This window comes from Bacillus sp. M13(2017), from assembly GCF_002218325.1.
Lineage (GTDB): Bacteria > Bacillota > Bacilli > Bacillales > Bacillaceae_G > Bacillus_A > Bacillus_A thuringiensis_K.
Genome location: NZ_KZ268500.1, coordinates 557,968 through 583,685 on the forward strand (window position 1 = coordinate 557,968; position 25,718 = coordinate 583,685).

Here is a 25,718-nt window from a genome sequence, read left to right on the forward strand (position 1 = left end):
ATTTTACTTGTAGATTTCGATATAATGTAGACTTGACTGATTTGTGCGCGCAGTAGAAATTTTAGAAAGAAGGTGTAACTTATGACACAACAAACTTTTACACAGTATGATTTTAAACCATTTTTAATAGATGCAGTTCGTGAACTACGCTTTACAGAGCCGACAGGAATTCAGCAGAAAATTTTCCCGGTTGTGAAAAAAGGTGTAAGTGTAATTGGACAATCCCAAACAGGTTCTGGGAAAACACATGCATACTTACTTCCTACATTAAACAGAATTAATGCAAGCCGTGAAGAAGTACAACTTGTTATTACAGCGCCTACTCGTGAGTTAGCACAACAAATTTACGAAGAAATCGTGAAATTAACAAAGTTTTGTGCGGAAGACCAAATGATTACAGCACGTTGTTTAATTGGTGGAACTGATAAACAACGCTCAATTGAAAAGTTGAAAAAACAACCTCATATCGTAGTTGGAACACCAGGACGTATTAAAGATTTAGTAGAAGAGCAAGCACTATTTGTTCATAAAGCAAATACGATTATTGTCGATGAAGCAGACTTAATGCTTGATATGGGATTCATTCATGATGTAGATAAAATTGCAGCACGCATGCCTAAAAACTTGCAAATGTTAGTTTTCTCTGCAACAATTCCTCAAAAACTAAAACCGTTTCTGAAGAAGTATATGGAGAATCCAGAACATATTCATATCAATCCAAAACAAGTTGCAGCTGGAAACATTGAACACTATTTAGTGCCTTCTAAACATCGTAATAAAATTGATTTAGTGCATAAAATGCTACTTCAATTTAAACCGTATTTAGCAGTTGTTTTCACGAATACGAAAAAGATGGCAGACCAAGTTGCTGATGGATTAATGGAACGTGGCTTAAAAGTTGGACGAATTCACGGGGATTTATCACCACGTGATCGTAAAAAAATGATGAAACAAATTCGTGACCTGGAATTCCAATATATTGTTGCAACTGATTTAGCAGCACGTGGTATTGATATTGAAGGGATTAGCCATGTTATTAACTATGAGCTACCATCAGATTTAGATTTCTTCGTTCACCGCGTTGGAAGAACAGCACGTGCGGGGCATTCTGGTATTGCAGTGACGATTTATGATCCAGCAAACGAAGAAGCGTTAGATAGCTTAGAAAAACAACGTCATATCGAGTTTAAACATGTAGATTTACGTGGAGATGAGTGGGCAGATTTAGGTGAGCGTCGTCGTCGTAAGAGCCGTAAAAAGCCAAATGACGAACTTGATGTTATGGCAACAAAAGTTGTTAAAAAACCGAAAAAAGTAAAACCAAACTATAAACGTAAACTTGCAACAGAACGTGACAAAGTGAAGAGAAAATACAGCCATAAAAAAAGATAAGGGATTTCCCTTATCTTTTTTTTATCCTGCTAATTTAAATGAAGAGTATAGTCTGTCTAAATAGTCATATGAATTTGTGTAGTGCGTCTTTTGTGAACAAACAATTCACTACATATTTCTACAAATTATGCTATCATTATATCTATTGTATATTGAAGAGGTGATTGTATGTTAAAGATTGGATCTCATGTTTCCATGAGTGGTAAGAAAATGTTATTAGCAGCAAGTGAAGAGGCTGTTTCATACGGTGCAACAACGTTTATGATTTATACAGGTGCACCGCAAAATACACGAAGAAAACCAATTGAAGAATTGAACATAGAAGCAGGAAGAAAACATATGGAGCTGAACGGAATTGAGGAAATTATCGTCCATGCACCGTATATTATTAATGTTGGGAATACGACGAAGCCAGAAACATTCCAATTAGGCGTAGACTTTCTTCGCATGGAAATTGAAAGAACATCGGCATTAGGTGTAGCAAAACAAATTGTTCTTCACCCAGGAGCGCACGTTGGTGCTGGAGCAGATGCTGGTATTCAACAAATTATTAAAGGGCTTAATGAAGTATTAACGCCAGAACAGACGGTTAACATTGCGTTAGAGACGATGGCAGGAAAAGGAACAGAATGCGGTCGTAGCTTTGAAGAAATTGCAAAGATTATTGATGGTGTGAAATATAATGAAAAGCTATCTGTATGCTTTGATACGTGTCATACGCACGATGCAGGATATGATATTGTAAATGACTTTGACGGCGTATTAAACGAATTTGATAAGATCGTTGGTATAGATCGTTTACAAGTACTTCATATTAATGATAGTAAAAATGTACGCGGAGCAGGAAAAGACCGTCATGAAAACATTGGATTTGGTCACATTGGGTATAAAGCATTGCATCACATTGTACATCATCCACAGTTAATGCATGTACCAAAAATTCTTGAAACACCGTATGTAGGGGAAGATAAAAAAGATAAGAAGCCACCATACAAATTGGAAATTGAAATGCTGAAAAACGGCACTTTTGATGAAGGGCTTCTTGAAAAAATTAAAGCGCAATAAGGAGGGGAAATCCCCTCCTTATTTTAGTAGTTGCTGAAATAACGTATTTACTTGTTGGGCAGTGGCAGGGGAAGTTACTTTTGCGATCTGTTTTAAGAGCGCTAGTCGCTCGTTGTTATCGTAAATATTAATATTTTTACCCTTCATAAGTAAAACAATTTGATCAGCTTGTGCTGCTGTAATGGGAACTTCGTATTCTTTGCTATATTTTAATAACTCTTTTGTAGAAATATGATTTAATTTTTTATTAACAATTTGTTTAATGAGGTTCATCTTGTTATCCTCCTTCACGCGTTCTTCTATCGAAATATATGAGCATGTAGCTTGTACATATTCGTATGGAGTTTCTTTTTTCATGAGGAAAAGAAGCGTATGTTATAATATAAGAACGAAACTACAGAAAAAGAGTACAGGGAGGGCTTATGGAGCAAAAGCAACATCGAAAAGAAAGTGTTATTCATCTCATTTATCGTTTAGTTATGATTATTTTTGGAGCAGCATGCGCGGCGGTAGCAATTGAACTATTTTTAATGCCAAATAAAATTATTGATGGTGGAATTATTGGTATTTCTCTTATATTAGATTATCTTACTCCTAACATTTGGTGGTTAAGTTTTTCTACTTTAGTCGTTGTTCTCAATATCCCATTTATGTATTCCGGTTATAAGCAAATTGGAAAAACATTTATGTTATCTTCGACATTTGGTATTGTAGCGTTAGCTTTCATTGAGTCAACGTTACATGCGGTACCACCATTTACAACAGAACCTATTTTAGCGACAGTGTTTGGGGGTCTTATTTTAGGGCTTGGTGTAGGACTTGTAATTCGTCATGGTGGATCGCTAGATGGAACTGAAATTATGGGGATTTTATTAACGAAGAAATTACCGTTCTCTGTTGGTGAATTCGTAATGTTTGTGAACTTATTTATTTTTGCATGGGCAGCATTTGTGTTTGGTGTGGAACAAGCGATGTATTCTGTTATGACGTACTATATCGCATTTAAAACGATCGATACAGTAATTCAAGGGCTAGATGAAACGAAGGCGGTTTTAATTGTATCTGATCAATATGAGGAAGTATCAAACGCGATTTTGCATCGTCTTGGCCGTGGAACTACAAAGCTTGTAGCGAAAGGTGGTTACACGGATAAAGAAAAAGAAGTTATTTATGCAGTTGTAACGCGTCTAGAAGTGACGAAGTTAAAATCAATTGTGCATGAAATTGATGAAAATGCGTTTGTTACGATTATGAGCACGCAAGAGACAAATGGTGGTAAGTTTAAATCGGCTATTCACTAAAAAGTTTATAGGAATATTTTTCGAAAGCAGAGAATTTTTCTCTGCTTTTTGTTATAATAGTAAGGTTTCTTGAAAAAATAGATATATTTTAGGCAGATTGGTTTACAACTATAATAAGCTGTACTATAATTCAAATAGATATAAATCGGAATCATTCTGAATTAAAATAGGTGAGATGCTATGAATAATATATTAGAAATTGAAGGTTTAACATTCCGATACGAAGATCGGAATGTGTTAGAAAATATTAATTTGCAAGTTCCGAAGGGAGCTTTTTTAGGTTTAGTGGGACCGAATGGTTCAGGTAAATCAACTTTACTTAAGTGTTTATTAGGTGTTTTAAAGCCAAAAGAAGGAAGCATTCGCGTGTTTGGCGTTGATAGTAAGAAGTTTAAGGAATGGAACAAAGTTGGTTATGTATCCCAAAAGGCAAATAGTTTCAATTCTGGTTTTCCAGCAACTGTTTCTGAAGTTGTGTCAATGGGACTTGTTTCGAAAAAAGGGCTTTTTCGCTTTTTCACAAAAGAGGATAAGAAAAAGGTAGAAAAAGCAATTGCTGATGTAGGGATGAGTGAGTTTCAAGGTCGTAACATTGGAGAGCTTTCTGGTGGACAGCAACAGCGTGTATTTATTGCTCGTGCGCTCGTTAGTGATCCTGAATTGCTTATTTTGGACGAGCCTACTGTTGGAATCGATGTGAAAAATGTGGAAAGTTTTTACGAAATATTAGAGGATTTAAACAAAAGGCTCGGGATCACATTAATTCTTGTTACTCATGATATGGGAGCTGTTACTGAAAAAGTAACACATGTTGCATGCCTAAACCAACATCTACATTTCCATGGAAATGTAGAGAAGTTCCGAGAGTTAGAAGATGCAGAAATGTCCGTTTTATATGGACATCATGTTCATCGTTTAGAACACGAACATGAGCATCACGGGAGGATATAATGATACAAGATTTTTTACAATATGACTTTTTACGTAATTCTTTATACGCAGGTATTTTAATTGGACTTGTTGCACCACTAATTGGTGTGTTTGTTGTTATTCGTCGTTTATCTCTTATTGCGGATGCATTAAGTCACGTGACGTTATCGGGTATTGCAGCAAGTTTATTACTTGAAAAAACCATTTTTACAGGTGGATTTTTAAACCCCTTATATATGGGGATGATTTTCTCGATTGGTGGAGCGCTACTAATCGAAAAGTTACGAACTGTATATAAGCACTATCAAGAATTAGCAATTCCGATTATCCTTTCGGCAGGGATGGGGGTTGGAGTTATTTTCATTTCACTTGCAAATGGATTTAACACAGACTTATTTAGTTATTTATTTGGTAGTGTCAGTGCTGTAACAAGTACAGATTTAATTATTATTGGGATTGTAGCAATTGTTGTTGTTGCGACAATTATTTTATTATATAAAGAGCTGTTTCTATTATCATTTGATGAGGAATACGCAGTATCAACTGGTTTAAGAGCGAAATGGATTCACTTTATTTTCATTATATTAGTTGCTCTTGTCATTGCAGTATCAATGCGTGTAGTAGGGGTTCTTCTCGTATCATCATTAATGACGTTACCAGTTGCAGCAAGTATTCGTATTGCTAAAGGATTTAAACAAACAATTTTCTTTTCCATTTTATTTGGTGAAATTGCAGTAATTGGTGGAATGTTTGCTTCGTATCAACTTGATCTAGCGCCAGGTGGTACAATTGTTATGATAGCAGTTCTTATTTTAATCGGTGCGATTTTATGGAAGAAGAAAAAAACTGCATAAAGTAGGGATAGGTATGAATCTAACAGAAGCTTTACGCCTAATGAAAGAAAAAGGATACAAACATACTGGAAAAAGAGAAGAGATGCTCAGATTATTTGCAGCACATAATCGTTATTTAACTGCGAAAGATGTTTTAGAGCATATGAAAGATGATTATCCAGGGCTTAGTTTTGATACGATTTATCGTAACTTAACAGTTTTTGCTGAGATTGGTGTTTTAGAACAAACGGAATTAAATGGTGAAAAACATTTTCGTTTTACTTGTTCTATTATGGAACATCATCATCATTTTATTTGTTTGGATTGTGGAGGAACGAAAGAGATTACTTCCTGCCCAATGGATTTTATGAATAAAGATTTTACCGGTTATGAAGTAACGGGTCATAAGTTTGAAATATATGGTCGTTGTCCAAAATGTGCAAAGTAAAAGCTCGTCGGTTATATAACTGACGAGCTTTTTTACGTAGAAAAGAAGGTTGCTCACAAATATTGTGGCAACCTTCTTTTTATTGTTCTTGCGTCTCTTTTTCTTTTTCTCGTTCAGCAGCCATTTCAGCAGCAATTACGTCGATTTCTTTTTTCAGTTCTTCTACCATTGTTTCTTCTGGTACTTTACGAACGACTTGCCCTTTACGGAACAATAATCCCTCTCCACGTGCACCGGCAATACCGATATCAGCTTCACGAGCTTCACCAGGGCCATTTACAGCGCAACCAAGTACCGCGACTTTAATTGGTACTTGAAGTGTAGAGATGTATTCTTCCACTTCGTTAGCGATGCTAATTAAATCGATTTCAATACGACCACAAGTTGGACAAGAGATAAGTGTTGCTGCGTTAGATGCAAGACCGAATGATTTTAATAGTTCACGAGCAACTTTTACTTCTTCAACTGGATCAGCACTTAATGAAATACGTAATGTATTTCCGATGCCTTTATTTAAGATTGCTCCAAGACCAGCAGCACTTTTTACAGTTCCGGCAAACAATGTTCCAGATTCTGTAATACCTAAATGTAATGGATAATCAAAAGCGCGAGCAGCTTTCTCATATGCTTCGATTGCTAAGTTAACATCAGAGGCTTTCATAGATACGATAATATCGTGGAAATCTAAGTCCTCTAAAATTTTAATATGATGTAGCGCGCTCTCGACCATACCATCTGCAGTTGGGTACCCGTACTTTTCTAAAATGTGACGCTCTAATGAACCAGCGTTTACACCAATACGGATTGGAATACCGCGCTCTTTTGCTGCATTTACAACAGCTTCTACTTTATGGCGACGACCGATGTTACCTGGATTGATACGTACTTTATCGATGCCACCTTCAATTGCTTTTAAAGCAAGGCGATAATCAAAATGAATATCAGCAACAAGTGGAATGTTGATTTGTTTTTTTATATCAGCAATAGCATCTGCTGCGCGTTCATCTGGAACGGCAACGCGCACGACTTGACAGCCGGCTTCTTCTAAACGCTTGATTTCAGCAACTGTTGCTTCAACATCATGTGTTTTTGTTGTTGTCATACTTTGTATAATTAATTCATTATTACCGCCGATTGTTAAATTACCGACTTTAACTGGACGTGTTTTTGTACGATGAGTCATTTCATTCACGAATAGATCGCTCTCCTTATAAAAGAAGTTTCTTATTTAGTCCCTCATATCAATGATAGTATACGTGATATAGGGCTATAGAAACCGAAGTACTCAGTTTCACTTTTACTATTGTATCAGCGCCTTTATGTAATTGACAAGGATTAAGTGATAGCTTATTGATATAAGGGGAATTTATAAGACTTTCCAATTTGTATTTTTGTAGCAGATGTACTTTTGTTTAATTGTTTAAAGTCGTCAATGACTTTTTCTATGGAAGGAATTTTTTTCTTATTAATTTGTTCTGTAATAGAAAGAACTGTCTCACCAGTTTTTACTTCAATTGTTTTATAAGATACATCCGTTTCTTTTTCTGTTTTGTTCTCTTTATTTTGTTGGCTGTCTGTGTTTTCTTTTTTAATCGTTTGAGCAGTAGTTGTTTTTTTATATGCACTTAACATCGGTAAAGTACCGATTTTTATATCGTAATAAAATATATAACCGAGAACAAGCACGAATAGGAATATACCTAATCTCTTCATATTCTTCACTCCTTTGCTAGGAATATATGCTTGTCCAAAAAAAAAATGCCTATTTAGGCATTTTTTATTTTTCTTTCGGTTTGGGTACCTCTTTAATCGTTAAGTATAGAACGATTAAAACAACAGCGATATAAATGAACGTTGCCCCAGGTACGACGATTTTGAATAAATCCATAATCATGAAGAAAATGGTTGGGATTGTGTAGCTATATGCAGTTAGTGTCCAAACTTGTTTATAGGATAGTTTACGTTGACCGCTCATAGCAGAACCGATGAACGCAAGTAAAGTCACGCCTACAAAAGTGATGAATAATTGGAATAGGTACACTAAAAATCCAATAACAAATAATAAAATTGGGTAAATATTATCGAATAAAGAAATAAATTCTTGTAGATCTTTTTTCTCAAGAGATGCACCTAACAAATCGTTATAAGAATACGTTTGTGTTTGACCATTTCCCATAGAGACTACTTTATCTTTTAAAACAAATAAACCTGTTTTATTTTGATATTTTTCTAGGTCTGTTGAATTTGGATCAAATACGAAAAGTGCATTTCCTTCTTCTTTTTCAATAGGTTGATCAATATCGGCTTTTAGTTCGCCATTTTCAATTTTAAAATCAGGTAAATCTTTATCGATGACTTGATTTACCATGCCTACACCATCCTGGATAAAACTACCGTACAAAAAAGTTCTTGGAATAGTAGTAATTAAGCAAAGTAGCATAATATACAAAATGGTTTTACCGATTTTTTGAAAACGGAATAGCGCCATATCTTTAGGCGAGTATATGCTTTTTACGAATTGGGTAAATATGGACATAGATTCACTTCCTTTATGTATGTATAAAATCATTGTAACGTAGGAATCTAGAGAATCTCAAGATATATTATATTTACATATAGTGGAGATAACTAAATTTCTTTTTATTAACTTTCTTCTTTTAAATAAGAAAAATACAATTGACACTTTTCTTTTCTATATGGTAAATTTATCTTACCTTTCTTAAAGGGCATATCCGATAGGAATTCCTTTATTTGATATGTTGTTACATACATAATTGTGGACCCTTAGCTCAGCTGGTTAGAGCAGACGGCTCATAACCGTCCGGTCGTAGGTTCGAGTCCTACAGGGTCCATATCCATTTCACATGTTTATTATGTTAGCAGGAAGCTTCCTTGTAGAAGGAAGCTTTTTTTACGGAATATATGAGCATTTTAATTGAAAAGAAGTGGGAATTTTGCTACTTTAATGATAGCAAGACAATGTGATTTATTTGTTTGCACCCTATGGCAATTAGGGTAGAATGAAGTTGTATGTCACTTAAGTGGCAATACATAAACTGGGAGGAATATAACAATGGCAAAACACGAATTACCAAATTTACCTTATGCGTATGATGCTTTAGAGCCTCACTTTGACAAAGAAACAATGAACATCCATCATACAAAACATCACAACACGTACATTACAAACTTAAACGCTGCTTTAGAAGGTCATGCAGAATTAGCTGACAAAAGCGTAGAAGAATTAGTTGCGAACTTAAACGAAGTACCAGAAGCAATCCGTACAGCAGTACGTAACAATGGTGGCGGACATGCTAACCATACATTCTTCTGGACAATCCTATCTCCAAACGGCGGAGGACAACCTGTAGGTGAACTTGCAACTGCAATTGAAGCAAAATTCGGTAGCTTCGATGCATTCAAAGAAGAATTCGCAAAAGCTGGCGCAACTCGCTTCGGTTCTGGTTGGGCTTGGTTAGTAGTAAACAATGGTGAGTTAGAAGTAACAAGCACTCCAAACCAAGATTCTCCTTTAACTGAAGGTAAAACGCCAGTTATCGGTTTAGATGTTTGGGAGCATGCTTACTACTTAAACTACCAAAACCGTCGTCCAGACTACATCGGTGCATTCTGGAACGTTGTAGATTGGAACGCTGCTGAAAAACGTTACCAAGAAGCAAAATAATTGTAATAAATATAGAAAAAGCTAGGGGAGAGCCCCTAGCTTTTTTCTATGCTTTCCTTTTACATAATTGGGCTTGTCTTTGGAAGACTAGAACATGAAGTAAAGGAGAGTTGTGTATGAAATGGAAACATATAATTGGTGACGTTGAAGTGAATCGGGATTTAGTGTTATTGCTCCTTATAGGAGGTTTATACACGCTCGCAATTTCTTTATCGAATACGTTTGTAAATATTTATTTATGGAAACAAACACAAAATTATGTGAATCTTGGCTTGTATAATTTAGCCAGCGTGGTATTACAGCCTCTCACATTTCTTGTAGGGGGGAAATTAGCGAAACGTATCGATCGCTCGATTTTATTACGGATAGGGGTAGGAACGCTCGCAATTTTTTTTATCGTTGTCTTAGTAGCAGGAAAAAGTGCTTCTCAGTATATTTTATTAATGGGGGCTCTTTTAGGAGTAGGATACGGTTTTTACTGGTTGGCTTTTAACTTATTAACATTTGAAATTACAGAACCAGAAACAAGAGATTTCTTTAATGGGTTTCTTGGACTTCTTACATCCTTCTCTGGGATGATCGGACCAATAGCAGCAGGATACACAATTTCACGTATGGAGAAATGGAGTGGTTATACTGTTATATTCTTTCTTTCATTAGTTCTATTTGCAATTGCTGTCGTCTTAAGCTTCTTTTTATCTAAAAGAGAATGTGAAGGGCGTTATGAAATCGTGCAAGTATTGAAAGAACGACGGATTGATAAAAATTGGGGAAAGATTACACGAGCTCATTTTTTCCAAGGATTGAGAGAAGGAACGTTTATTTTTGTCATTTCAGTATATGTTTATTTAGCAACTAATAGTGAGTTCGCATTAGGAAAATACAGTTTAGTTAACTCTGCTGTATCCTTTGTATGTTATTACTTAGTTGCTCGTATGTTAAAGAAAGAGTGGCGAAAAAAAGCAATTTTACTTGGGGGCATTATTTTATATGCTGTCGTCTTTTTAGTCATTTTCAATGTTACATACACGAAATTACTTATTTATGCGGCATGTATTGCGGTTGCATATCCTATTTTACTTGTTCCGTACGGATCAATGACATATGACGTAATTGGTAGAGCGAAAAATGCGAGAGAATGGCGTGTGGAATATGTCGTTGTTCGGGAGCTGTGGTTAAACGCCGGAAGAATCTGTTCCATTTTAAGTTTTTTATGTGCTGTACTATTCTTTCCACCTGAAAAAAGTTTACCTTACTTATTATGTATTTTAGGTGCTGGACATTTTCTTATTTATTTTGCAGTTAAAAATGTCAAATATGATGAGGGAAATGCGAGTAAAACAAGTGTTGTAACGCAAGGGAACGCGCAAAACCAAACTGAACCAGAAGGTTAACTTCTCGTTTGTTTTATGCTAGAATAGAAAAAGATGTAAGACAGCAGTGAGGACACCTGTAGAAGGTGTCCCTTTCACATTACATAGCTGTTGGTAGAGGGGGTTTGTATGAGCAAGAAGCAGAAGCAAAATAAGAAAAAGACCCACGTTCCTTTTCGGTTAAACGTGCTGTTTTTCTGCGTGTTTTTAATGTTCTCCGCGGTTATTGTAAGGCTCGGATATGTACAAATTGTTCGCGGTGAAGAATATAAGAATGAAGTGGAGAAGAAAGAAAACTCAACGATAAGTAATCCTGTACCGCGTGGGAAAATATTTGACCGTTATGGGCGACCTGTAGTAGATAATGCAGCCGTTCGTACTATTACATTTACAAAAATGAAAGGATCAACTGCAGAAGATCGCTTAGAAACAGCGAAAAAGCTAGCAGATTTGATTGAAGTACCGACAGATAAATTAACAGATCGCGATAAAAAAGATTATTGGCTTGCTATGCATAAAGAGGAAGCTAAAGAAAAAATTACGAATAAAGATCGTCAAGAGTTTAAAGATAAAAAAATTGATGATAAAGAATTAGACGAGCGTCAGAGAAGTCGTGTAACAGAAGAAGAGATTAATCAATTATCCGCAAAAGATCTAGAAATACTAGCGATTAAAAGTAAGATGGACGGCGGATATGCAATGACACCTCAAGTTATTAAAAAGGATGCTACAGAAAAGGAATATTCGATTATTAGTGAAAACCTAGCAGCATTACCAGGTGTAGATACGAATGTTGATTGGGAGCGAAAATATACGTACGATGATTTATTCCGAAGTGTACTTGGTGGGGTGTCGACATCTGATGAAGGCTTACCGAGAGAAAGACTAGATTACTATCTTGTTCGTGATTATAATCGAAATGACCGAGTAGGAAAAAGTTATCTTGAACAACAGTATGAAGATAGTCTGCACGGTACGAAAGCAGAAGTTAGAAATGTTACAGATAAAAACGGTAATATTTTAGAAACGATTAATGTATCAAAAGGACAAAGTGGTAATGACCTGAACTTAACAATTGATATGGAATTACAAAAGCGCGTGGAAGATATTCTTGCGAAGAATTTAATGAGGTTTAAAGGAAGCGAACCTCTTTTAGATCGCGCATTCGTTGTAATGATGAACCCAAAAAATGGTGAAGTTTTATCTATGGCGGGGAAACAATTAGTTAACGAAGATGGCCAAACGAAAGTAAATGACTTTGCATTAGGTACCATGACAAGTTCTTATCCGATGGGATCAACTGTAAAAGGTGCAACAGTACTTACTGGATATCAAACTGGTGCGATTCAACCAGGGGCAGTACAATTGGATGAACCAATTAAATTAAAAGGTACACCTACGAAGTCGTCTTGGAAAACGATGGGATATATTAATGACCTTACAGCTTTAAAAATGTCTTCTAACGTTTATATGTTTAAAACAGCGATGAATATCGCCGGTGTTCAGTATGTGAGAGGTGGTACGTTAGATATACCTCAAAAAGCATTTGATACGATGCGTTATTATTTCGGACAGTTTGGACTTGGTGTAAAAACAGGAATTGATTTACCGAATGAATCTGCTGGTCAGATGGGTAGAAGTAGTCAACCAGGTTTCTTACTAGATTTATCAATTGGACAGTATGATACGTATACACCGCTTCAATTAGCGCAATATATTTCGACGATTGCCAATGGCGGATATCGTATGCAACCACAAGTTGTAAAAGAAATTCGTCAACCGGCAGTGAAACCAGATGAAGTTGGGAAAGTTGTTCAATCTATGGAACCGAAAGTATTAAATCGTGTTGATATGCCGGAATCGCAAATTAAACGCGTTCAAGAAGGATTTAGACAAGTGTATAATGATTCGGGTGGTACAGCTACAAAATACTTTACAGGTGCAAAATATAAAGCGGCAGGGAAGACAGGTACCGCGCAAACTGTGTATGGCGGAGATAAAGAGATTGGTAGAAAGGCAAACGGTGAACGTGTGGAAACATATAACTTAACATTAGTAGGTTATGCGCCACTTGAAGATCCAGAAGTAGCATTCTCTGTTGTCGTTCCGTGGGTACATGATGATAAGACTGGTATTAATGGATATATTGGTCGTGAAATTATGGATGCTTACTTTGATTTGAAAAACAAAGAAGTAAATGGTCAAGCTTCAAAAGATGATAAAGACAATAAAAATAAAGATCAAGATGATGAATAAAAAAGTTGTAAAAAAGCACACTATCTGAAAAGATAGTGTGCTTTTTTTTATGGTTTATGCATATCGTGTAATAAATGTGGACAAGTATACAACATTGGAAAAAGCGCGGCCGTATAAATGATACTTGTATATGGTGGGATAGGGGATAAATATTTTATAGGGAAATCATCAGAGGAAATGAATAGCTACTAATGAATTAAAATTGTATCGTATGTTGATTTTTGTGGAACTTTACAAAACTTTTACAAACAATTAAAACCGAATTAATAGTTTAGCAGTATTCTTATATCTGTAATCCTGTTATTTCCGGTTACTTCTAGGAGGAAGAACACGTGAAATGGATGCGTACACCTATTAAAATTTTCGTATTATCAATATGGTTCCTCTGTTTTGAAATGTCTACTGCATTTGCTTTAAATGATACGGGAGAAGTGAGAGTTGATGGATCCTCAACGGTTTTTCCTATTATAGAAGCAGTAGCGGAGGAATATACAAAGGTGCATCCAGACGTGAAAATTTCCATCAGTATTTCTGGAACTGGGGGAGGATTTAATCGTTTCAGTAAAGGAGAAGTAGATATAAATAATGCTTCGAGAGTAATGAAACAAGTCGAGAAAAATGAAATGAAGAAAAACTCTATTCAGTTCACACCTTTTGAGGTTGCTAACGACGGTCTTACGATTGTTGTGAATCGCCACAATACATGGGTAGACGATATGTCAGTAGACGAGTTACGACTACTTTGGAGTGAAGATGGAAGAGAGAAGCGATGGTCACAAATTCATTCAACATGGCCACGTGAACAAGTGAAGTTTTATGCACCAGGCGTAGACTCTGGTACGTATGATTATTTTCAAAATGTCATCTTACAAAATCATCGCATTGTAAAAAAAGTCTCTTTGTCTGAAGATGATCAAGTTATTATGCAAGGGGTAATGAATGATAAACATGCCATTGCTTTTGTAGGATATGCTTATTATATGGCTAATCGAGATAAGGTGAAAGCAATAAAAGTAAATGGTGTATTTCCGACGAAAGAGACCATTCAATCAGGTAAGTATAAGCCGTTATCTAGGCCGCTACTTGCTTATGTGAATAATGCATCTATCCGAAATAAAATGAATGTAGCAAACTATGTTGAGTTTATGATTCAGCATGTCGGTAACCTCGCTGAAGAGGTCGGGTATGTAAAATTACGAAAAGAAAAATACAATGAACAGCTGCGTATGTTAACAGAAATAAAAAGGTAATGTCGGGGTGGAAAGGGGTTTTCATCTTTGGCTCATAATGACAAAAGTCAAATTACATTTTCTGTACAACATTTGATTGAAAGAAATACAAAACAAAGAAAAAAAACGCAGCGAATCAATCGAATAGTACCTTTATTACTAAAAATAATTGCTAGCGTTTCTATTGTGACGACACTTGGAATTGTTTTTACGCTCTCTAATGAAACAATCATGTTTTTTCAAAAAATATCATTATACTCCTTTTTGACGGAGAAAGAATGGTTACCATTTTTTGAAGATCCTAAATTCGGCATATTACCACTTATATGTGGAACGTTCCTTGTAACAGCAATTGCTATGTTTGTAGCAATTCCTATCGGTTTAGCGTGTGCCGTATTTTTAAGCGAATATGCTTCAAATAGTGCACGGAAAATATTAAAGCCGATGTTAGAGCTATTAGCAGGTATCCCGACAATTGTATATGGTTTTTTTGCATTAACAATTGTTACGCCACTTTTACAAAGGATTATACCAGAATTACAGTTTTTTAATGCGATTAGTCCAGGAATCGTTATCGGATTTATGATGATGCCTACAGTTGCATCTCTATCTGAAGACGCGATGAGAGCTGTGGCGAAAGGGACGAAAGAAGCTTCATTAGCACTCGGAGCGACGCGGTTTGAAATGGTAAAACAAGTGGTGTTTCCGTCCGCTTTTACAGGGATTATGGCAGCAATTATATTAGCGGCTTCTCGTGCAATTGGTGAAACGATGATTGTTGTAATTGCAGCAGGATCCACACCAAATGTATCGCTTGATCCGACACATTCTATTCAAACGTTAACAGCCTATATTGTACAAGTAAGTTTAGGTGATGCTCCGCATGGAACGATTACGTATTACAGCATGTATGCTGTAGGTGCAACGTTATTTTTGTTTACTTTTATTATGAACATCATTTCGCAGTCAATTATGCGCCGTTTTAGGAGGATGACATAATATGCGAATGTTGAATCATAAAAAAATACAAAAAAACATGGCATCACGCTTTTTAAAAGATCGAATTTACAAATTGTTATTTTATATAGCAATTTTATTTTCAATTGTAATTTTGTTTTTGTTACTGTTTCAAATTGTTGAAAAAGGTATAAGTTATCTTTCAATAGATTTCTTTACAAATTTCGCTTCACGTAATCCGAAAGAAGCTGGTATTGCTGCAGCTTTGTCAGGGACAATATTATTTATGAGTATTGTTATACCTGTTTCTTTTATATTTGGAGTTGGAACAGCACTTTATTTAGAGCAATATGCGAAGGAATCTCTATTTAAAAAAATAATAGTGATTAATAATCAAACGTTAGCAGGAGTACCATCCGTTGTATTTGGATTGCTTGGTTTAACTATTTTTGTATATGCTCTTCATTTAGGAGAGAGTATAGTTGCAGCAGCACTGACGATGAGTTTACTCGTTTTACCAACAGTTGTTGTGGCGAGTCAAGAAGCAATTCGATCAGTACCAAGTGTATTATTAGAGGGTTCTTACGGATTAGGTGCTACGAAGTGGCAAACGATGTATCAAATTGTATTGCCATATGCTTTCCCAGGGATTATAACGGGCTGTACGTTAGCGATATCAAGAGCAATTGGAGAAGCTGCACCACTATTAGTTATTGGGGCACTTGCGTTTGCAAATTATGTTCCATTTAGTATGTTTGATAGATTTACAGTTCTACCAATTCAAATTTTTAATTGGATGAGTAGGCCAAAAGAAGAATTTCAGTATGTAGCAGCAGCTGGGATGATTGTTTTGTTAGGTTTGTTGCTATTTATTAATATATTTGTTTTATGGTTACGAAATCGAAAATAAGTTGGAAGTGGATGAAAGGGGAATTCAAATGGTAGCAACAGTAGTAAATGTACAGGTGAAAAACGAAGAGAAAATCGAGACTGCGCCAAAGAAGGTAGTATTTGATACGAAAAACTTAAATTTATGGTATGGGGAAGACCATGCTTTAAAAGATATTAATTTAAGTATTCATGAGAATGAAGTTACAGCCATTATCGGTCCAAGTGGCTGTGGTAAATCAACTTACTTAAAAACATTAAATCGCATGGTAGAGCTAGTACCGATCGTTCGAACTACAGGTGTAATTGAGTATAGAGAACGCAATATATTTGATAAATCATATCCGGTTGAAGAATTAAGAACGCATGTAGGAATGGTGTTCCAAAAGCCAAATCCATTTCCAAAATCTATTTATGAGAATGTAGCATACGGTCCAAAAATCCATGGTATTCGTGACAAAAAGGCATTAGATGAAATTGTTGAAAAAAGTTTACGTGGAGCAGCGATTTGGGATGAGTTAAAAGATCGTTTGCACGATAATGCATATGGTTTATCTGGTGGACAGCAACAGCGTCTATGCATCGCACGCTGCTTAGCTATTGAGCCAGACGTTATTTTAATGGATGAGCCAACATCGGCATTAGACCCAATTTCAACATTAAAAGTAGAAGAATTAATTCAAGAGCTAAAGAAAGATTTTAGTATTGTTATCGTAACGCATAATATGCAACAAGCAGCGCGTATTTCAGACAAAACAGCTTTCTTCTTAAGCGGGGAAGTTGTGGAGTATACAGATACAAACAAATTATTTACGACTCCTTCAGATAAGCGTACAGAAGATTATATTACAGGTCGCTTTGGTTGATATCGTTTCAAAGCTAAGAGCAAATGCCCTCTTAACAGAGGGCATTTCTTATTTTATCTTACTGTTAATAGAGAAGTAATACTTCTCCTTATCTTAAGGTTTATTACAAGCGCAAGAGGCTATGTAGGAGATTTGCCCCGCTATTTGCAGGCAGTAAGCCCCCACCTTAAAATTTAGCGAAAGCAAAGAAGTTAGGGAGGGGATCTTGCTGCCTATAAAAGCCCGATTGATGAGGGTTGATTAAAGTTTCACTTTTATATAATGGCACATAATATTGAGGGGGAAGAAAAATGGTAAGAGAACAGTTTCAAGGTGATTTAAAAGCGTTACAGCAAAAGGTGATCGAGCTTGGAGAATTAGCAAATACGGCTTTATTGATTGCTATGGAAGGTCTGCATACAAGGGATGTAGAGAAAGCGTTAGAGGTCATTGATGGTGATTACCGCATGGATAATTTAGAAGAGGAAATAAACGATCTTGCGCTTATGCTCATTACGAAGCAGCAACCTGTAGCAAGTGACTTAAGAAGGATTTTTATTTCAATTAAAACAGCGACAGATTTAGAGCGTATTGCAGATCATGCTGTTAATATTGCAAAGGCTACAATTCGTCTTGGGGAAAAAGAAGTGGCTGTTAGTTTGCACAACCTGGATGAAATGTTTGCGGTTGCAAATGAGATGTTGCATTTAGCGTTAGAAGCATATGAACAAGAAAATTTAACTTTTGCGAAACAAATTGCTGAAATGGATGATTCCGTTGATGAAATATATGGAAAAGCAATTCGTGAGTTTATATCTTCAGTTCCGGAACAACCAGAAGCAATTACGCAAATTACACAATTATCATTTGTCGCGAGATATATTGAGCGTGTAGCAGATCATATTACAAATATTGCTGAAAATGTCTTTTATTTAGTAAAAGGAAAGCATTATTTATTGAATGAGTAGGAATTAAAGTAGGTGATGAGAAATCACCTGCTTTTTTTAGTCAAAACATGACAAAAAAAGCTCGTTGTTTCCTTTAGTTTATGATGATAAGATGTATCATAATATAATGGAAAAATTAGTATATATGTTTGTCGTTAATAAGTATTATTTAACAATTAATAGTAAGCGCTTTCTTGTTGTTTGAAACGTACGTTTTTATAGGTGAGAAATTTAATTATATGGTCTTCTAAATGAGGATTTGTTTAACTAATCAAGTTTATGCTGCTAGTTCATGTGGGATAGGGAATATACATATGGTATATGGAGTTATTGAACATTATATAAGTGGAGGCTGAAGTATATGAAGGGGGTTATTTTAGCTGGAGGAAAAGGAAGACGCCTTAGGCCATTAACATGTAATACTCCAAAGCCGATGTTACCATTATTAGAAAAACCAGTTTTAGAATATAATATTGAGTTATTACGCCAGCATGGTATTCGTGAAATTGCAATTACTGTTCAATATATGAGTACGACCATTAAGCAATATTTTGGTGACGGTAGTAAATGGGGAGTTAACTTGTATTATTTTGAAGACTCTCCTCCGCTTGGCACAGCAGGGAGTATTAAACAAGCAGAACAATTTTTAGATGAAACATTTGTTGTGATAAGCGGGGATGCATTAACTGACTTTCAATTATCAGAAGGAATTGGGTTTCATGAACAAAAGAAAAGAATGGTAACAATGTTTGTGAAAGAAGTAGAAAATCCACTCTCATTTGGATTGGTTGTAATGAATAAAGACCAGGAGGTTACACGATATATAGAAAAGCCGGGCTGGAATGAGGTAGTATCTAATGTTGTGAATACAGGCATATATATTATGGAACCAGAAATCTTTTCTTACATACCGCCTAGGCAATTTTTTGATTTCAGTCATGATGTGTTTCCGCTATTGGCAAACAAAAATGTGTTATTCGCATATTTGTCAGAAGGTTATTGGTTAGATATCGGCACATTTAATCAATATCGACAAGCACAATTTGATTTGTTAACGAAAAAGTTACAAGTACCTATTCCTTATACGGAAGTATTACCGATGGTATGGATGGGAGAAGGGGTGACGATTGGTAAAGGGACGAAAATTCATGGCCCCTCTTTTATTGGAGAAGGAGCAAAGATTGGTACAGGAGCTGTAATTGAGCCATATTCTATTATTGGGAAAAATAGTATCGTTTCAAATTATTCTCATCTTCAAAAGAGTATTGTTTTTGCAAATGCCCACATTGGGAAGTATTGTGAACTATTAGAAACGACAATAGGAGAGCGTACAATAGTTGAAGATGATGTTACACTGTTTCAAAAAAGCGTTGTAGCGGATCACTGTCATATCGGGAGAAGTACGGTAATTAAGCAAAAAGGAAAACTATGGCCTTATAAGGCGATTGATAGTCATTCGATAGTAGGAGCGGCTGGTATTCAAGAGAGTGAAATGAGTGCAGGGTGGTTACAAAAAAGCCGCATTGTAGGAAGAGGGAATGTTGAAATTACTCCCCAGTTTATCGTGAAGATTGCGATGGCGTATGGTTCTCTTTTTACAAAAGGAGAAAGTATATTAATTGGAAGTCAAGAAAATATAGAAACAACCTCTTATAAAAATTTATTTTTACATGCTATTCATGGTATAGGGATTCATACGATGGAATGTAAAGAAATGAACGAGTCACTTTTTCAATATAGTGTTCATCATTTGCAATGTGCAGGTGGTGTTTTCATTCAAGTGGAGAATGGGAATGAGATTGTTATAAAGTTATACGGTCAAGCTGGCATGCCGTTAACGTATAAGCAGCAAAAAGAGATAGAACAAGTATATATGTCCGAATTGTTTTATTACGTGCATGAGAAAGAAATGGGGCGTAATAAGCTGGTTCATGTTTCTATGAATGAGTATATAGAAGTTATATTGGAGCATATTGATATCGAGAAAATACAGATGCAGAAGTTTCATCTTCTTATTAATAAGAGAAATGATACGTTGCAACATTTACTCATGCTCTTTCTGCAAAGACTTGGTTGTACAGTTACATGGATTTATGCAAGCGAACAAAAAGATCATGTGAAAGCTTTGATGAAATCAAGTAAAGCGAATATGGCTCTTATGTTTTCTGAGCAAGGAAATCATTTCGAGTTATACGATAAACATAGTAATATTTACCAAGGTACAGATTTGGAAGAGGTAGATATTCCGGATTTCTTACTCGAATCGACAGGAAATATTTACCCAATGTCTTTGAAGTTAGGAGAATGTTATCTTCTATTTTATACGCAGGATGAAAGAAAGTCGTTTCAAGTAAGGTGGAAGCGAGATATTTTATATCGAATTGGAAAATTATTTGAGCTAATAGCATTGCAAGGAAAAACGTTTCTCAGCATAGTAGAGCAATCACCTCCGCTCTATTTACTTTATGATGAAGTGGTATGTTCATGGAATGAAAAAGGAGAAATTATGAGGAAATTATTGGATGATATGGAAAGGAAGGGAGAAGGTATATTTGAAGGAGTACAGTTCAAATATACTGAAAAAGAGTGGTCTTATATCGTTTCTGACACAAAACAACCAAAGTTTTTGGTGTATTCACATGCTAGAAACCCAGTAATAGCAAGGGAAAACATGAAAAATCTTATAGAAAAAATTAGACAATATCAAAAGGTGTAGAATTTTTATTTTAAAAGTGGTATTATAGTATAGTCTGATTTAAGTTATTAGTACTGGAGGGAAATAAGAATGCGTGTGAATATTACTCTAGCATGTACAGAATGCGGAGATCGTAACTATATCTCAAAGAAAAATAAACGTAACAACGCTGAGCGTATCGAGCTTAAAAAGTATTGCAAGCGTGACAAGAAGTCTACGTTACACCGTGAAACAAAGTAAGCAGTAGGAATATTTTCCTACTGTTTCTTTTTTTATTCGATTCCTATGTTAAAAGTGATACACTATCAGCATAGAGTAAAGTGTCACTGTAAGGGGGAGAGTGTGTGAAAGTAGAGAAAGTACGTTTACGTAAACAAATAATAGAACACATGAATTCTTTATCAGAAGAACAGTATACAACTTTATCAGAACAGATTGCATTTTCGTTGTATGCGCAAAAAGAGTGGGTTGAAGCTAAAACAATTGGAATTACTCTTTCAATGGAAAATGAAGTGAATACATATCCTATTATCGAAAAAGCTTGGGAAGAAGGAAAGAAAGTTGTAGTTCCTAAGTGTAATAAAGGAACAAGAACGATGTCTTTCCGGCAAATTAATAATTTTGATCAATTAGAAACGGTGTATATGAATTTACGTGAACCGATTCCTGGGCTTACGGAAGAAGTGAATATGGATGAAATTGATCTTCAAATTGTGCCGGGCGTAGCTTATACAGAACGAGGAGAGCGAATTGGGTACGGCGGTGGCTATTATGATCGTTATCTCGTGCATTATAAAGGGAAAACGCTATCATTAGCGTATGATTTTCAAATGGTAAAACACATTCCGGTAGAGCCATTTGATAAAAACATAGAAAAAATTATTACAGAAAAAGGAACAATACTTATAAATAAGCTTGTATAGACAAATAAAAATTGACGAGACTTTTTCTTCTTGATTATAATAAAATATGTGAACGTTTTCTTATTATAATTTTTTATAGTAAGTGAGTATAGAGGGTGATGAAATGGTATCTATTTATGATATTCAGCAATTGCTAAAGAAATTTGGTACGATTATTTATACGGGAGATCGAATTGCAGATTTACAATTAATGCAAGATGAATTGCGTGAATTAAATCAATCACAGCTAATCGATCCACAAGACTATCAAACAGCTTTATTTTTATTGAAGCAAGAAATTCAAAAAGAGCTAAATAAGAATTAGATAAAGGTAGGTAAGCAACATGGAAGAGAAATGGTTAGTTGGTGTTGACCTTGGTGGTACAACGATTAAATTAGCATTTATTAATGTATACGGTGAAATTTTACATAAGTGGGAAATCCCTACGAATACAGGTGAGCAAGGAAAACATATTACACTTGATGTTGCGAAAGCAATTGATAAAAAGCTAGAAGAATTAGGCGAATTGAAGAGCAAGTTAATTGGTATTGGTATGGGGGCTCCTGGTCCTGTACATGTGGCATCTGGAATGATTTATGAAGCGGTTAATTTAGGGTGGAAAAATTATCCACTAAAAGATTTATTAGAAGTAGAAACAGGATTACCTGTTGTTATTGATAATGATGCAAACTTAGCAGCGCTTGGTGAAATGTGGAAAGGTGCTGGTGAAGGTGCAAAAGATTTAATTTGTATGACACTTGGTACGGGCGTTGGTGGTGGTGTAATCGCCAATGGTGAGATTGTACACGGCGTGAGTGGTGCTGCTGGTGAGATTGGACATATTACAGTAGTTACAGAAAATGCTTTCCCATGTAATTGCGGGAAGTCTGGTTGCTTAGAAACAGTAGCATCTGCGACAGGTATTGTACGTGTTGCTATGCAAAAAATACAAGAGACTAATAAAGAGAGCATGTTGCGTTCTATGTTAGCTGAAGAAGGACGTATTACATCAAAAGATGTCTTTGAAGCACTTGGACAAGGTGATGAATTAGCAGGAGAAGTAGTAGAAAAAGTAGCTTCTTATTTAGGATTAGCTGTAGCGAACCTTTCTAGTACGTTGAACCCAGAGAAAATTGTTATTGGTGGAGGCGTGTCTAAAGCTGGAGATGCGCTATTAGAACCAATTCAACGCTATTTCGAGCAATATGCTTTCTCACGTGCTGTAAAGAGCACGAAGTTAGCTATTGCAACACTTGGTAATGATGCAGGTGTTATCGGAGGAGCTTGGCTTGTAAAAAAGCACAAATACGAAGCGAAGATGATATAAGTTGTGAAATATGAAAAGAGGAAGGGGAACCCTTCCTCTTTTTGTGTGAAATCTCGATGAAGAATAAAGTGTAAACGAATTAAGCTGCTGGTGGATACCCGTTATATAGAACAGTCATGATCGTAAACCATCCGAAAACGAGTACAGTTGCAATTGCAAAGCCGCTTGCGAAAAAGTTTTTTTCACGAAGTGTTCTAAGCGTAGCGAATACAGCTAACAGAGTGACAAGTGTAAAAATAATAACAAGGCCCATACAATATCCTCCTCTGTCTACCCATTTCTTATTATGAGTTTTTGGAATATTTACTCTTTTATATTGTACATGTTTTAAAAATGATTGTCGAGATAGCATCCTTTCTTTTCCTCAGAGAAAGAAATGTTGTATCATTAAAAGTAAGTTTAATAACTGGAGGAGATTTTCATATGAAATGGATACAAATGCCGTTAGGCCCATTACAAACAAATGCTTATATTTTAATGAACGATCAAAAAGAGTGCATTATCTTTGACCCTGGTCATGAAGGTGAAAAGCTCGTTACATATTTACAAGAAGAACAATTAAAACCATTGGCTGTTTTATTAACACATGCTCATTTTGATCATATCGGTGCTGTTGATGCGGTAAGAGACGCTTTTCATATTCCTGTGTACGTACATAAAGAAGAAGCAGATTGGTTAGGAGATGCAACTGTAAACGGCTCTCAAATTTTTATGATGAACCGCAGTATTACAGCAAAACCGGCGGATCATATTATTGATGCAGAAGGTACATTAACAATTGGATCATTTAATTTTGAAATTTTTGAGACACCAGGACATTCTCCAGGAAGTATTTCTTATTATAGTAAAGAGGCGAATGCTGTATTCTCAGGAGATGTATTGTTCCAAATGAGCATTGGAAGAACAGATTTACCTGGTGGAAGTTTCGCTGAATTAATTGGAAGTATTGAAGAGAAATTATTTGTATTACCAGATGAAACAGCGGTGCTATGTGGACATGGTCCAGAAACAAGCATTGGCTTTGAAAAAGAAAATAATCCGTTTTTACAATAAGGAGTCATTATGGGAATGGAGCTCATTTTAAGAGAATGGATGGGGAAAGAAAAGGATTATTCAATTTCATATAGTACGTATATGAACCTTGTATTGTATACAGAAGGTCATGGATATTATATGAAAGAACGTGAAAAGATTGGAAGACAAGGTGATTTTTTTACAAGTAGCAACGTATCCTCTGTGTTTGCAAAAACTTTTGCTAAACTTTTTATTCGTCTTGTTGAAAATGGTGAAGTTGCTCCGAATATTTGTGAAATTGGTGGAGGAACAGGGAAGTTTGCCTATGATGTTTTACAAGAATGGAAGCAATTATCTCCAAAAACCTTTATTGATTTAAACTATTCAATGATTGAAGTGAGCCCTTTTCATAGAAAATTACAGCAGGAGCACCTTGGCTCATTTTCTAATGTATCGTACTATACCTCTTATAGTGAAATGGGAGATTCTTTCGAGGGAATTCTTTTTTCGAATGAGTTGTTTGATGCATTTCCTGTTGAAATAATTGAGAAAAGAAATGGTATGTTGTATGAAGTGCGTATTACATATACAGAGGAAGGAAACCTTTCGGAAGTATGTAGGCCGTTAGATAAAAGAATTGGTCGCTATTTATTGAAATATAATATTCATATTGCTGAAGGGCAACGTTTTGAAGTACCAATTGTGATGGAGGATTATATAAAAGAAATTGCGAAATGGTTTCAAAAAGGTATATGTATTACAGTTGATTACGGATACACAAAAGAAGAATGGATGCATCCAGCACACCGTGAAGGAAGTTTGCGAGGGTATTATCAGCACAAGCTAATACGTAATCCACTAGCGCATCCAGGTGAAATGGATCTTACTACTCATATTCATTGGGACGAGCTAAAGGAGATGTTTAGTATGCAAGGAATGAGTGCAGTATGGCATAAGAAACAATCTGAGTTCTTGTTAGCTGCAGGGATATTAGAACAGCTTACGAGCCATCAAGATATGAATCCTTTTTCTGAAACGCAAAAACAAAATCGAGCAGTTCGTTCTATGATTTTAAATGGAGGAGTAGGGAGTTCGTTTGATGTTGTTATACATACAAAAGATATGCAACATTTACATTTGGATCGGTATGTAACAATATAAAAAACAAGACACAGTATATACTGTGTCTTGTTTTTTAATACGACTTATGTAGTATTATATATTTCCTCTCATGATATATATTTATATTAAAGATATGAGATAAAAAATATAGAATACGTTCTTTTTCTGCGATTATTAGTCCCTAACCTAATAATACGCGAACGAGTTGAATTATTGTTTCGTTCTCTACTTTGTAATAAATTTCTAATCCTTTTCTTTCACTAGAAACGATTTTAGCGCTTTTTAATTTTGCTAAATGCTGTGAAATTGTAGATTGTGGCATGTTTAATCCAGTATACATTGTAGAAACGTTGCTTGGACCGCGCTCGATTAATCCTTTTACGATACATAAACGAACAGGATGAGCTAGCACTTTTAATAATTCTGCATTACTTTCATATAGTTCTAATTCTTTTTGAAAGGTTTCTAACATGTTCTTTTCCACCTCCGTGTGAGCTATTATACCATA

27 protein-coding genes and 1 tRNA gene are annotated in these 25,718 nt (G+C 35.5%); 22 read left to right on the plus strand and 6 right to left on the minus strand.

Going from position 1 to position 25,718, the window contains the following annotated elements:
• Nucleotides 1–81 precede the first annotated feature (81 nt).
• Together CGQ22_RS03185 and CGQ22_RS03190 are read left to right on the plus strand one after the other, a co-directional pair.
• On the plus strand, nt 82–1,392 hold the full coding sequence (locus CGQ22_RS03185; RefSeq protein ID WP_000194018.1) for a DEAD/DEAH box helicase: 1,311 nt from the start codon (nt 82–84) through the stop codon (nt 1,390–1,392).
• A gap of 168 nt (nt 1,393–1,560) precedes the next feature.
• Nucleotides 1,561–2,457 carry a deoxyribonuclease IV gene (locus CGQ22_RS03190; protein WP_000912460.1) on the plus strand — a complete coding sequence of 299 codons (897 nt, stop codon included), beginning with the start codon at nt 1,561–1,563 and terminating at the stop codon, nt 2,455–2,457.
• An 18-nt stretch (nt 2,458–2,475) separates the two neighbouring features.
• Here CGQ22_RS03190 and CGQ22_RS03195 read toward each other — a convergent pair whose 3' ends face one another.
• On the minus strand, nt 2,476–2,730 hold the full coding sequence (locus CGQ22_RS03195; RefSeq protein ID WP_089148283.1) for a DUF2624 domain-containing protein: 255 nt from the start codon (nt 2,728–2,730) through the stop codon (nt 2,476–2,478).
• A 149-nt stretch (nt 2,731–2,879) separates the two neighbouring features.
• On the opposite strand from CGQ22_RS03195, the gene CGQ22_RS03200 reads away from it, so the two are divergent.
• The 4 genes from CGQ22_RS03200 (at nt 2,880) to CGQ22_RS03215 (ending at nt 5,969) form a co-directional block, all read left to right on the plus strand.
• Nucleotides 2,880–3,758 carry a YitT family protein gene (locus tag CGQ22_RS03200; RefSeq protein WP_000435963.1) on the plus strand — a complete coding sequence of 293 codons (879 nt, stop codon included), beginning with the start codon at nt 2,880–2,882 and terminating at the stop codon, nt 3,756–3,758.
• Between the two features lie 180 nt (nt 3,759–3,938).
• A complete protein-coding gene (locus CGQ22_RS03205) occupies nt 3,939–4,709 on the plus strand; it encodes a metal ABC transporter ATP-binding protein (protein WP_001059662.1) in 771 nt (256 codons plus the stop codon).
• Nucleotides 4,709–5,542: a metal ABC transporter permease gene (locus tag CGQ22_RS03210; protein WP_000613815.1), complete on the plus strand. Its 834-nt coding sequence runs from the start codon at nt 4,709–4,711 to the stop codon at nt 5,540–5,542. The genes CGQ22_RS03205 and CGQ22_RS03210 overlap by 1 nt, the downstream gene beginning before the upstream one ends.
• Before the next feature lie 13 nt (nt 5,543–5,555).
• A complete protein-coding gene (locus tag CGQ22_RS03215; protein WP_001054516.1) occupies nt 5,556–5,969 on the plus strand; it encodes a Fur family transcriptional regulator in 414 nt (137 codons plus the stop codon).
• 79 nt (nt 5,970–6,048) lie between these two features.
• On the opposite strand, the gene ispG is transcribed toward CGQ22_RS03215, so the two are convergent.
• The 3 genes from ispG to yqgB form a co-directional block, all read right to left on the minus strand.
• Entirely contained in the window at nt 6,049–7,152 is a 1,104-nt protein-coding gene (gene ispG / locus CGQ22_RS03220; RefSeq protein ID WP_153577907.1) for a flavodoxin-dependent (E)-4-hydroxy-3-methylbut-2-enyl-diphosphate synthase, read from the minus strand.
• 164 nt (nt 7,153–7,316) lie between these two features.
• Complete coding sequence (gene yqfZ / locus CGQ22_RS03225; RefSeq protein WP_000825404.1) at nt 7,317–7,682, minus strand: protein YqfZ; 366 nt, start codon at nt 7,680–7,682, stop codon at nt 7,317–7,319.
• Between the two features lie 64 nt (nt 7,683–7,746).
• The gene (yqgB, locus tag CGQ22_RS03230; RefSeq protein ID WP_000021894.1) at nt 7,747–8,505 is read right to left on the minus strand and encodes a protein YqgB; all 759 of its coding nucleotides are present in this window, start codon (nt 8,503–8,505) and stop codon (nt 7,747–7,749) included.
• 242 nt (nt 8,506–8,747) lie between these two features.
• Between yqgB and CGQ22_RS03235 the strand changes: the two genes are divergently transcribed.
• The 14 genes from CGQ22_RS03235 (at nt 8,748) to glcK (ending at nt 23,074) form a co-directional block, all read left to right on the plus strand.
• Nucleotides 8,748–8,821: transfer RNA gene (locus CGQ22_RS03235), tRNA-Ile, on the plus strand.
• A gap of 221 nt (nt 8,822–9,042) precedes the next feature.
• Nucleotides 9,043–9,654, plus strand: a complete 612-nt coding sequence (gene sodA, locus CGQ22_RS03240) for a superoxide dismutase [Mn] (protein ID WP_001052031.1) — start codon at nt 9,043–9,045, stop codon at nt 9,652–9,654.
• 116 nt (nt 9,655–9,770) lie between these two features.
• Nucleotides 9,771–11,048, plus strand: a complete 1,278-nt coding sequence (locus CGQ22_RS03245; protein WP_000871387.1) for an MFS transporter — start codon at nt 9,771–9,773, stop codon at nt 11,046–11,048.
• Nucleotides 11,049–11,156: 108 nt separating this feature from the next.
• A complete protein-coding gene (locus tag CGQ22_RS03250; protein ID WP_000038991.1) occupies nt 11,157–13,283 on the plus strand; it encodes a peptidoglycan D,D-transpeptidase FtsI family protein in 2,127 nt (708 codons plus the stop codon).
• 332 nt (nt 13,284–13,615) lie between these two features.
• Complete coding sequence (locus CGQ22_RS03255; RefSeq protein ID WP_000871823.1) at nt 13,616–14,533, plus strand: PstS family phosphate ABC transporter substrate-binding protein; 918 nt, start codon at nt 13,616–13,618, stop codon at nt 14,531–14,533.
• Between the two features lie 27 nt (nt 14,534–14,560).
• A complete protein-coding gene (gene pstC / locus CGQ22_RS03260; RefSeq protein WP_089148284.1) occupies nt 14,561–15,511 on the plus strand; it encodes a phosphate ABC transporter permease subunit PstC in 951 nt (316 codons plus the stop codon).
• Between the two features lies 1 nt (nt 15,512).
• Nucleotides 15,513–16,379, plus strand: coding sequence for a phosphate ABC transporter permease PstA (pstA, locus tag CGQ22_RS03265; protein ID WP_001242558.1), 867 nt, complete (start codon nt 15,513–15,515; stop codon nt 16,377–16,379).
• Nucleotides 16,380–16,407: 28 nt separating this feature from the next.
• On the plus strand, nt 16,408–17,223 hold the full coding sequence (gene pstB, locus CGQ22_RS03270; RefSeq protein WP_000226680.1) for a phosphate ABC transporter ATP-binding protein: 816 nt from the start codon (nt 16,408–16,410) through the stop codon (nt 17,221–17,223).
• A gap of 290 nt (nt 17,224–17,513) precedes the next feature.
• Nucleotides 17,514–18,170, plus strand: a complete 657-nt coding sequence (gene phoU / locus CGQ22_RS03275; RefSeq protein ID WP_000251244.1) for a phosphate signaling complex protein PhoU — start codon at nt 17,514–17,516, stop codon at nt 18,168–18,170.
• Nucleotides 18,171–18,510: 340 nt separating this feature from the next.
• On the plus strand, nt 18,511–20,865 hold the full coding sequence (locus tag CGQ22_RS03280; RefSeq protein ID WP_000679325.1) for a sugar phosphate nucleotidyltransferase: 2,355 nt from the start codon (nt 18,511–18,513) through the stop codon (nt 20,863–20,865).
• A 69-nt stretch (nt 20,866–20,934) separates the two neighbouring features.
• Complete coding sequence (rpmG, locus tag CGQ22_RS03285) at nt 20,935–21,084, plus strand: 50S ribosomal protein L33 (protein WP_001265616.1); 150 nt, start codon at nt 20,935–20,937, stop codon at nt 21,082–21,084.
• Between the two features lie 104 nt (nt 21,085–21,188).
• A complete protein-coding gene (locus CGQ22_RS03290) occupies nt 21,189–21,767 on the plus strand; it encodes a 5-formyltetrahydrofolate cyclo-ligase (protein WP_000861927.1) in 579 nt (192 codons plus the stop codon).
• Between the two features lie 103 nt (nt 21,768–21,870).
• Nucleotides 21,871–22,071: a YqgQ family protein gene (locus CGQ22_RS03295; RefSeq protein ID WP_000253699.1), complete on the plus strand. Its 201-nt coding sequence runs from the start codon at nt 21,871–21,873 to the stop codon at nt 22,069–22,071.
• A gap of 19 nt (nt 22,072–22,090) precedes the next feature.
• A complete protein-coding gene (gene glcK / locus CGQ22_RS03300) occupies nt 22,091–23,074 on the plus strand; it encodes a glucokinase (RefSeq protein ID WP_000391701.1) in 984 nt (327 codons plus the stop codon).
• A 79-nt stretch (nt 23,075–23,153) separates the two neighbouring features.
• Here glcK and CGQ22_RS03305 read toward each other — a convergent pair whose 3' ends face one another.
• Nucleotides 23,154–23,327, minus strand: a complete 174-nt coding sequence (locus tag CGQ22_RS03305) for a DUF2759 domain-containing protein (RefSeq protein WP_000524852.1) — start codon at nt 23,325–23,327, stop codon at nt 23,154–23,156.
• A gap of 170 nt (nt 23,328–23,497) precedes the next feature.
• On the opposite strand from CGQ22_RS03305, the gene CGQ22_RS03310 reads away from it, so the two are divergent.
• Nucleotides 23,498–24,127 carry an MBL fold metallo-hydrolase gene (locus CGQ22_RS03310; protein WP_000871225.1) on the plus strand — a complete coding sequence of 210 codons (630 nt, stop codon included), beginning with the start codon at nt 23,498–23,500 and terminating at the stop codon, nt 24,125–24,127.
• Nucleotides 24,128–24,136: 9 nt separating this feature from the next.
• Nucleotides 24,137–25,249 carry a class I SAM-dependent methyltransferase gene (locus CGQ22_RS03315; RefSeq protein ID WP_074593439.1) on the plus strand — a complete coding sequence of 371 codons (1,113 nt, stop codon included), beginning with the start codon at nt 24,137–24,139 and terminating at the stop codon, nt 25,247–25,249.
• A 142-nt stretch (nt 25,250–25,391) separates the two neighbouring features.
• Here CGQ22_RS03315 and CGQ22_RS03320 read toward each other — a convergent pair whose 3' ends face one another.
• Nucleotides 25,392–25,682 carry an ArsR/SmtB family transcription factor gene (locus CGQ22_RS03320; protein WP_000894377.1) on the minus strand — a complete coding sequence of 97 codons (291 nt, stop codon included), beginning with the start codon at nt 25,680–25,682 and terminating at the stop codon, nt 25,392–25,394.
• Nucleotides 25,683–25,718: the final 36 nt, after the last annotated feature.

Bases quoted from the DNA above. Each gene is read 5' to 3' on its own strand.
- CGQ22_RS03185 (WP_000194018.1), top strand. From the start codon at position 82: ATGACACAACAAACTTTTACACAGTATGATTTTAAACCATTTTTAATA.
- CGQ22_RS03190 (WP_000912460.1), top strand. From the start codon at position 1,561: ATGTTAAAGATTGGATCTCATGTTTCCATGAGTGGTAAGAAAATGTTA.
- CGQ22_RS03195 (WP_089148283.1), bottom strand. From the start codon at position 2,730: ATGAACCTCATTAAACAAATTGTTAATAAAAAATTAAATCATATTTCT.
- CGQ22_RS03200 (WP_000435963.1), top strand. From the start codon at position 2,880: ATGGAGCAAAAGCAACATCGAAAAGAAAGTGTTATTCATCTCATTTAT.
- CGQ22_RS03205 (WP_001059662.1), top strand. From the start codon at position 3,939: ATGAATAATATATTAGAAATTGAAGGTTTAACATTCCGATACGAAGAT.
- CGQ22_RS03210 (WP_000613815.1), top strand. From the start codon at position 4,709: ATGATACAAGATTTTTTACAATATGACTTTTTACGTAATTCTTTATAC.
- CGQ22_RS03215 (WP_001054516.1), top strand. From the start codon at position 5,556: ATGAATCTAACAGAAGCTTTACGCCTAATGAAAGAAAAAGGATACAAA.
- ispG (WP_153577907.1), bottom strand. From the start codon at position 7,152: ATGACTCATCGTACAAAAACACGTCCAGTTAAAGTCGGTAATTTAACA.
- yqfZ (WP_000825404.1), bottom strand. From the start codon at position 7,682: ATGAAGAGATTAGGTATATTCCTATTCGTGCTTGTTCTCGGTTATATA.
- yqgB (WP_000021894.1), bottom strand. From the start codon at position 8,505: ATGTCCATATTTACCCAATTCGTAAAAAGCATATACTCGCCTAAAGAT.
- sodA (WP_001052031.1), top strand. From the start codon at position 9,043: ATGGCAAAACACGAATTACCAAATTTACCTTATGCGTATGATGCTTTA.
- CGQ22_RS03245 (WP_000871387.1), top strand. From the start codon at position 9,771: ATGAAATGGAAACATATAATTGGTGACGTTGAAGTGAATCGGGATTTA.
- CGQ22_RS03250 (WP_000038991.1), top strand. From the start codon at position 11,157: ATGAGCAAGAAGCAGAAGCAAAATAAGAAAAAGACCCACGTTCCTTTT.
- pstA (WP_001242558.1), top strand. From the start codon at position 15,513: ATGCGAATGTTGAATCATAAAAAAATACAAAAAAACATGGCATCACGC.
- pstB (WP_000226680.1), top strand. From the start codon at position 16,408: ATGGTAGCAACAGTAGTAAATGTACAGGTGAAAAACGAAGAGAAAATC.
- phoU (WP_000251244.1), top strand. From the start codon at position 17,514: ATGGTAAGAGAACAGTTTCAAGGTGATTTAAAAGCGTTACAGCAAAAG.
- CGQ22_RS03280 (WP_000679325.1), top strand. From the start codon at position 18,511: ATGAAGGGGGTTATTTTAGCTGGAGGAAAAGGAAGACGCCTTAGGCCA.
- rpmG (WP_001265616.1), top strand. From the start codon at position 20,935: ATGCGTGTGAATATTACTCTAGCATGTACAGAATGCGGAGATCGTAAC.
- CGQ22_RS03295 (WP_000253699.1), top strand. From the start codon at position 21,871: ATGGTATCTATTTATGATATTCAGCAATTGCTAAAGAAATTTGGTACG.
- glcK (WP_000391701.1), top strand. From the start codon at position 22,091: ATGGAAGAGAAATGGTTAGTTGGTGTTGACCTTGGTGGTACAACGATT.
- CGQ22_RS03305 (WP_000524852.1), bottom strand. From the start codon at position 23,327: ATGGGCCTTGTTATTATTTTTACACTTGTCACTCTGTTAGCTGTATTC.
- CGQ22_RS03310 (WP_000871225.1), top strand. From the start codon at position 23,498: ATGAAATGGATACAAATGCCGTTAGGCCCATTACAAACAAATGCTTAT.
- CGQ22_RS03315 (WP_074593439.1), top strand. From the start codon at position 24,137: ATGGGAATGGAGCTCATTTTAAGAGAATGGATGGGGAAAGAAAAGGAT.
- CGQ22_RS03320 (WP_000894377.1), bottom strand. From the start codon at position 25,682: ATGTTAGAAACCTTTCAAAAAGAATTAGAACTATATGAAAGTAATGCA.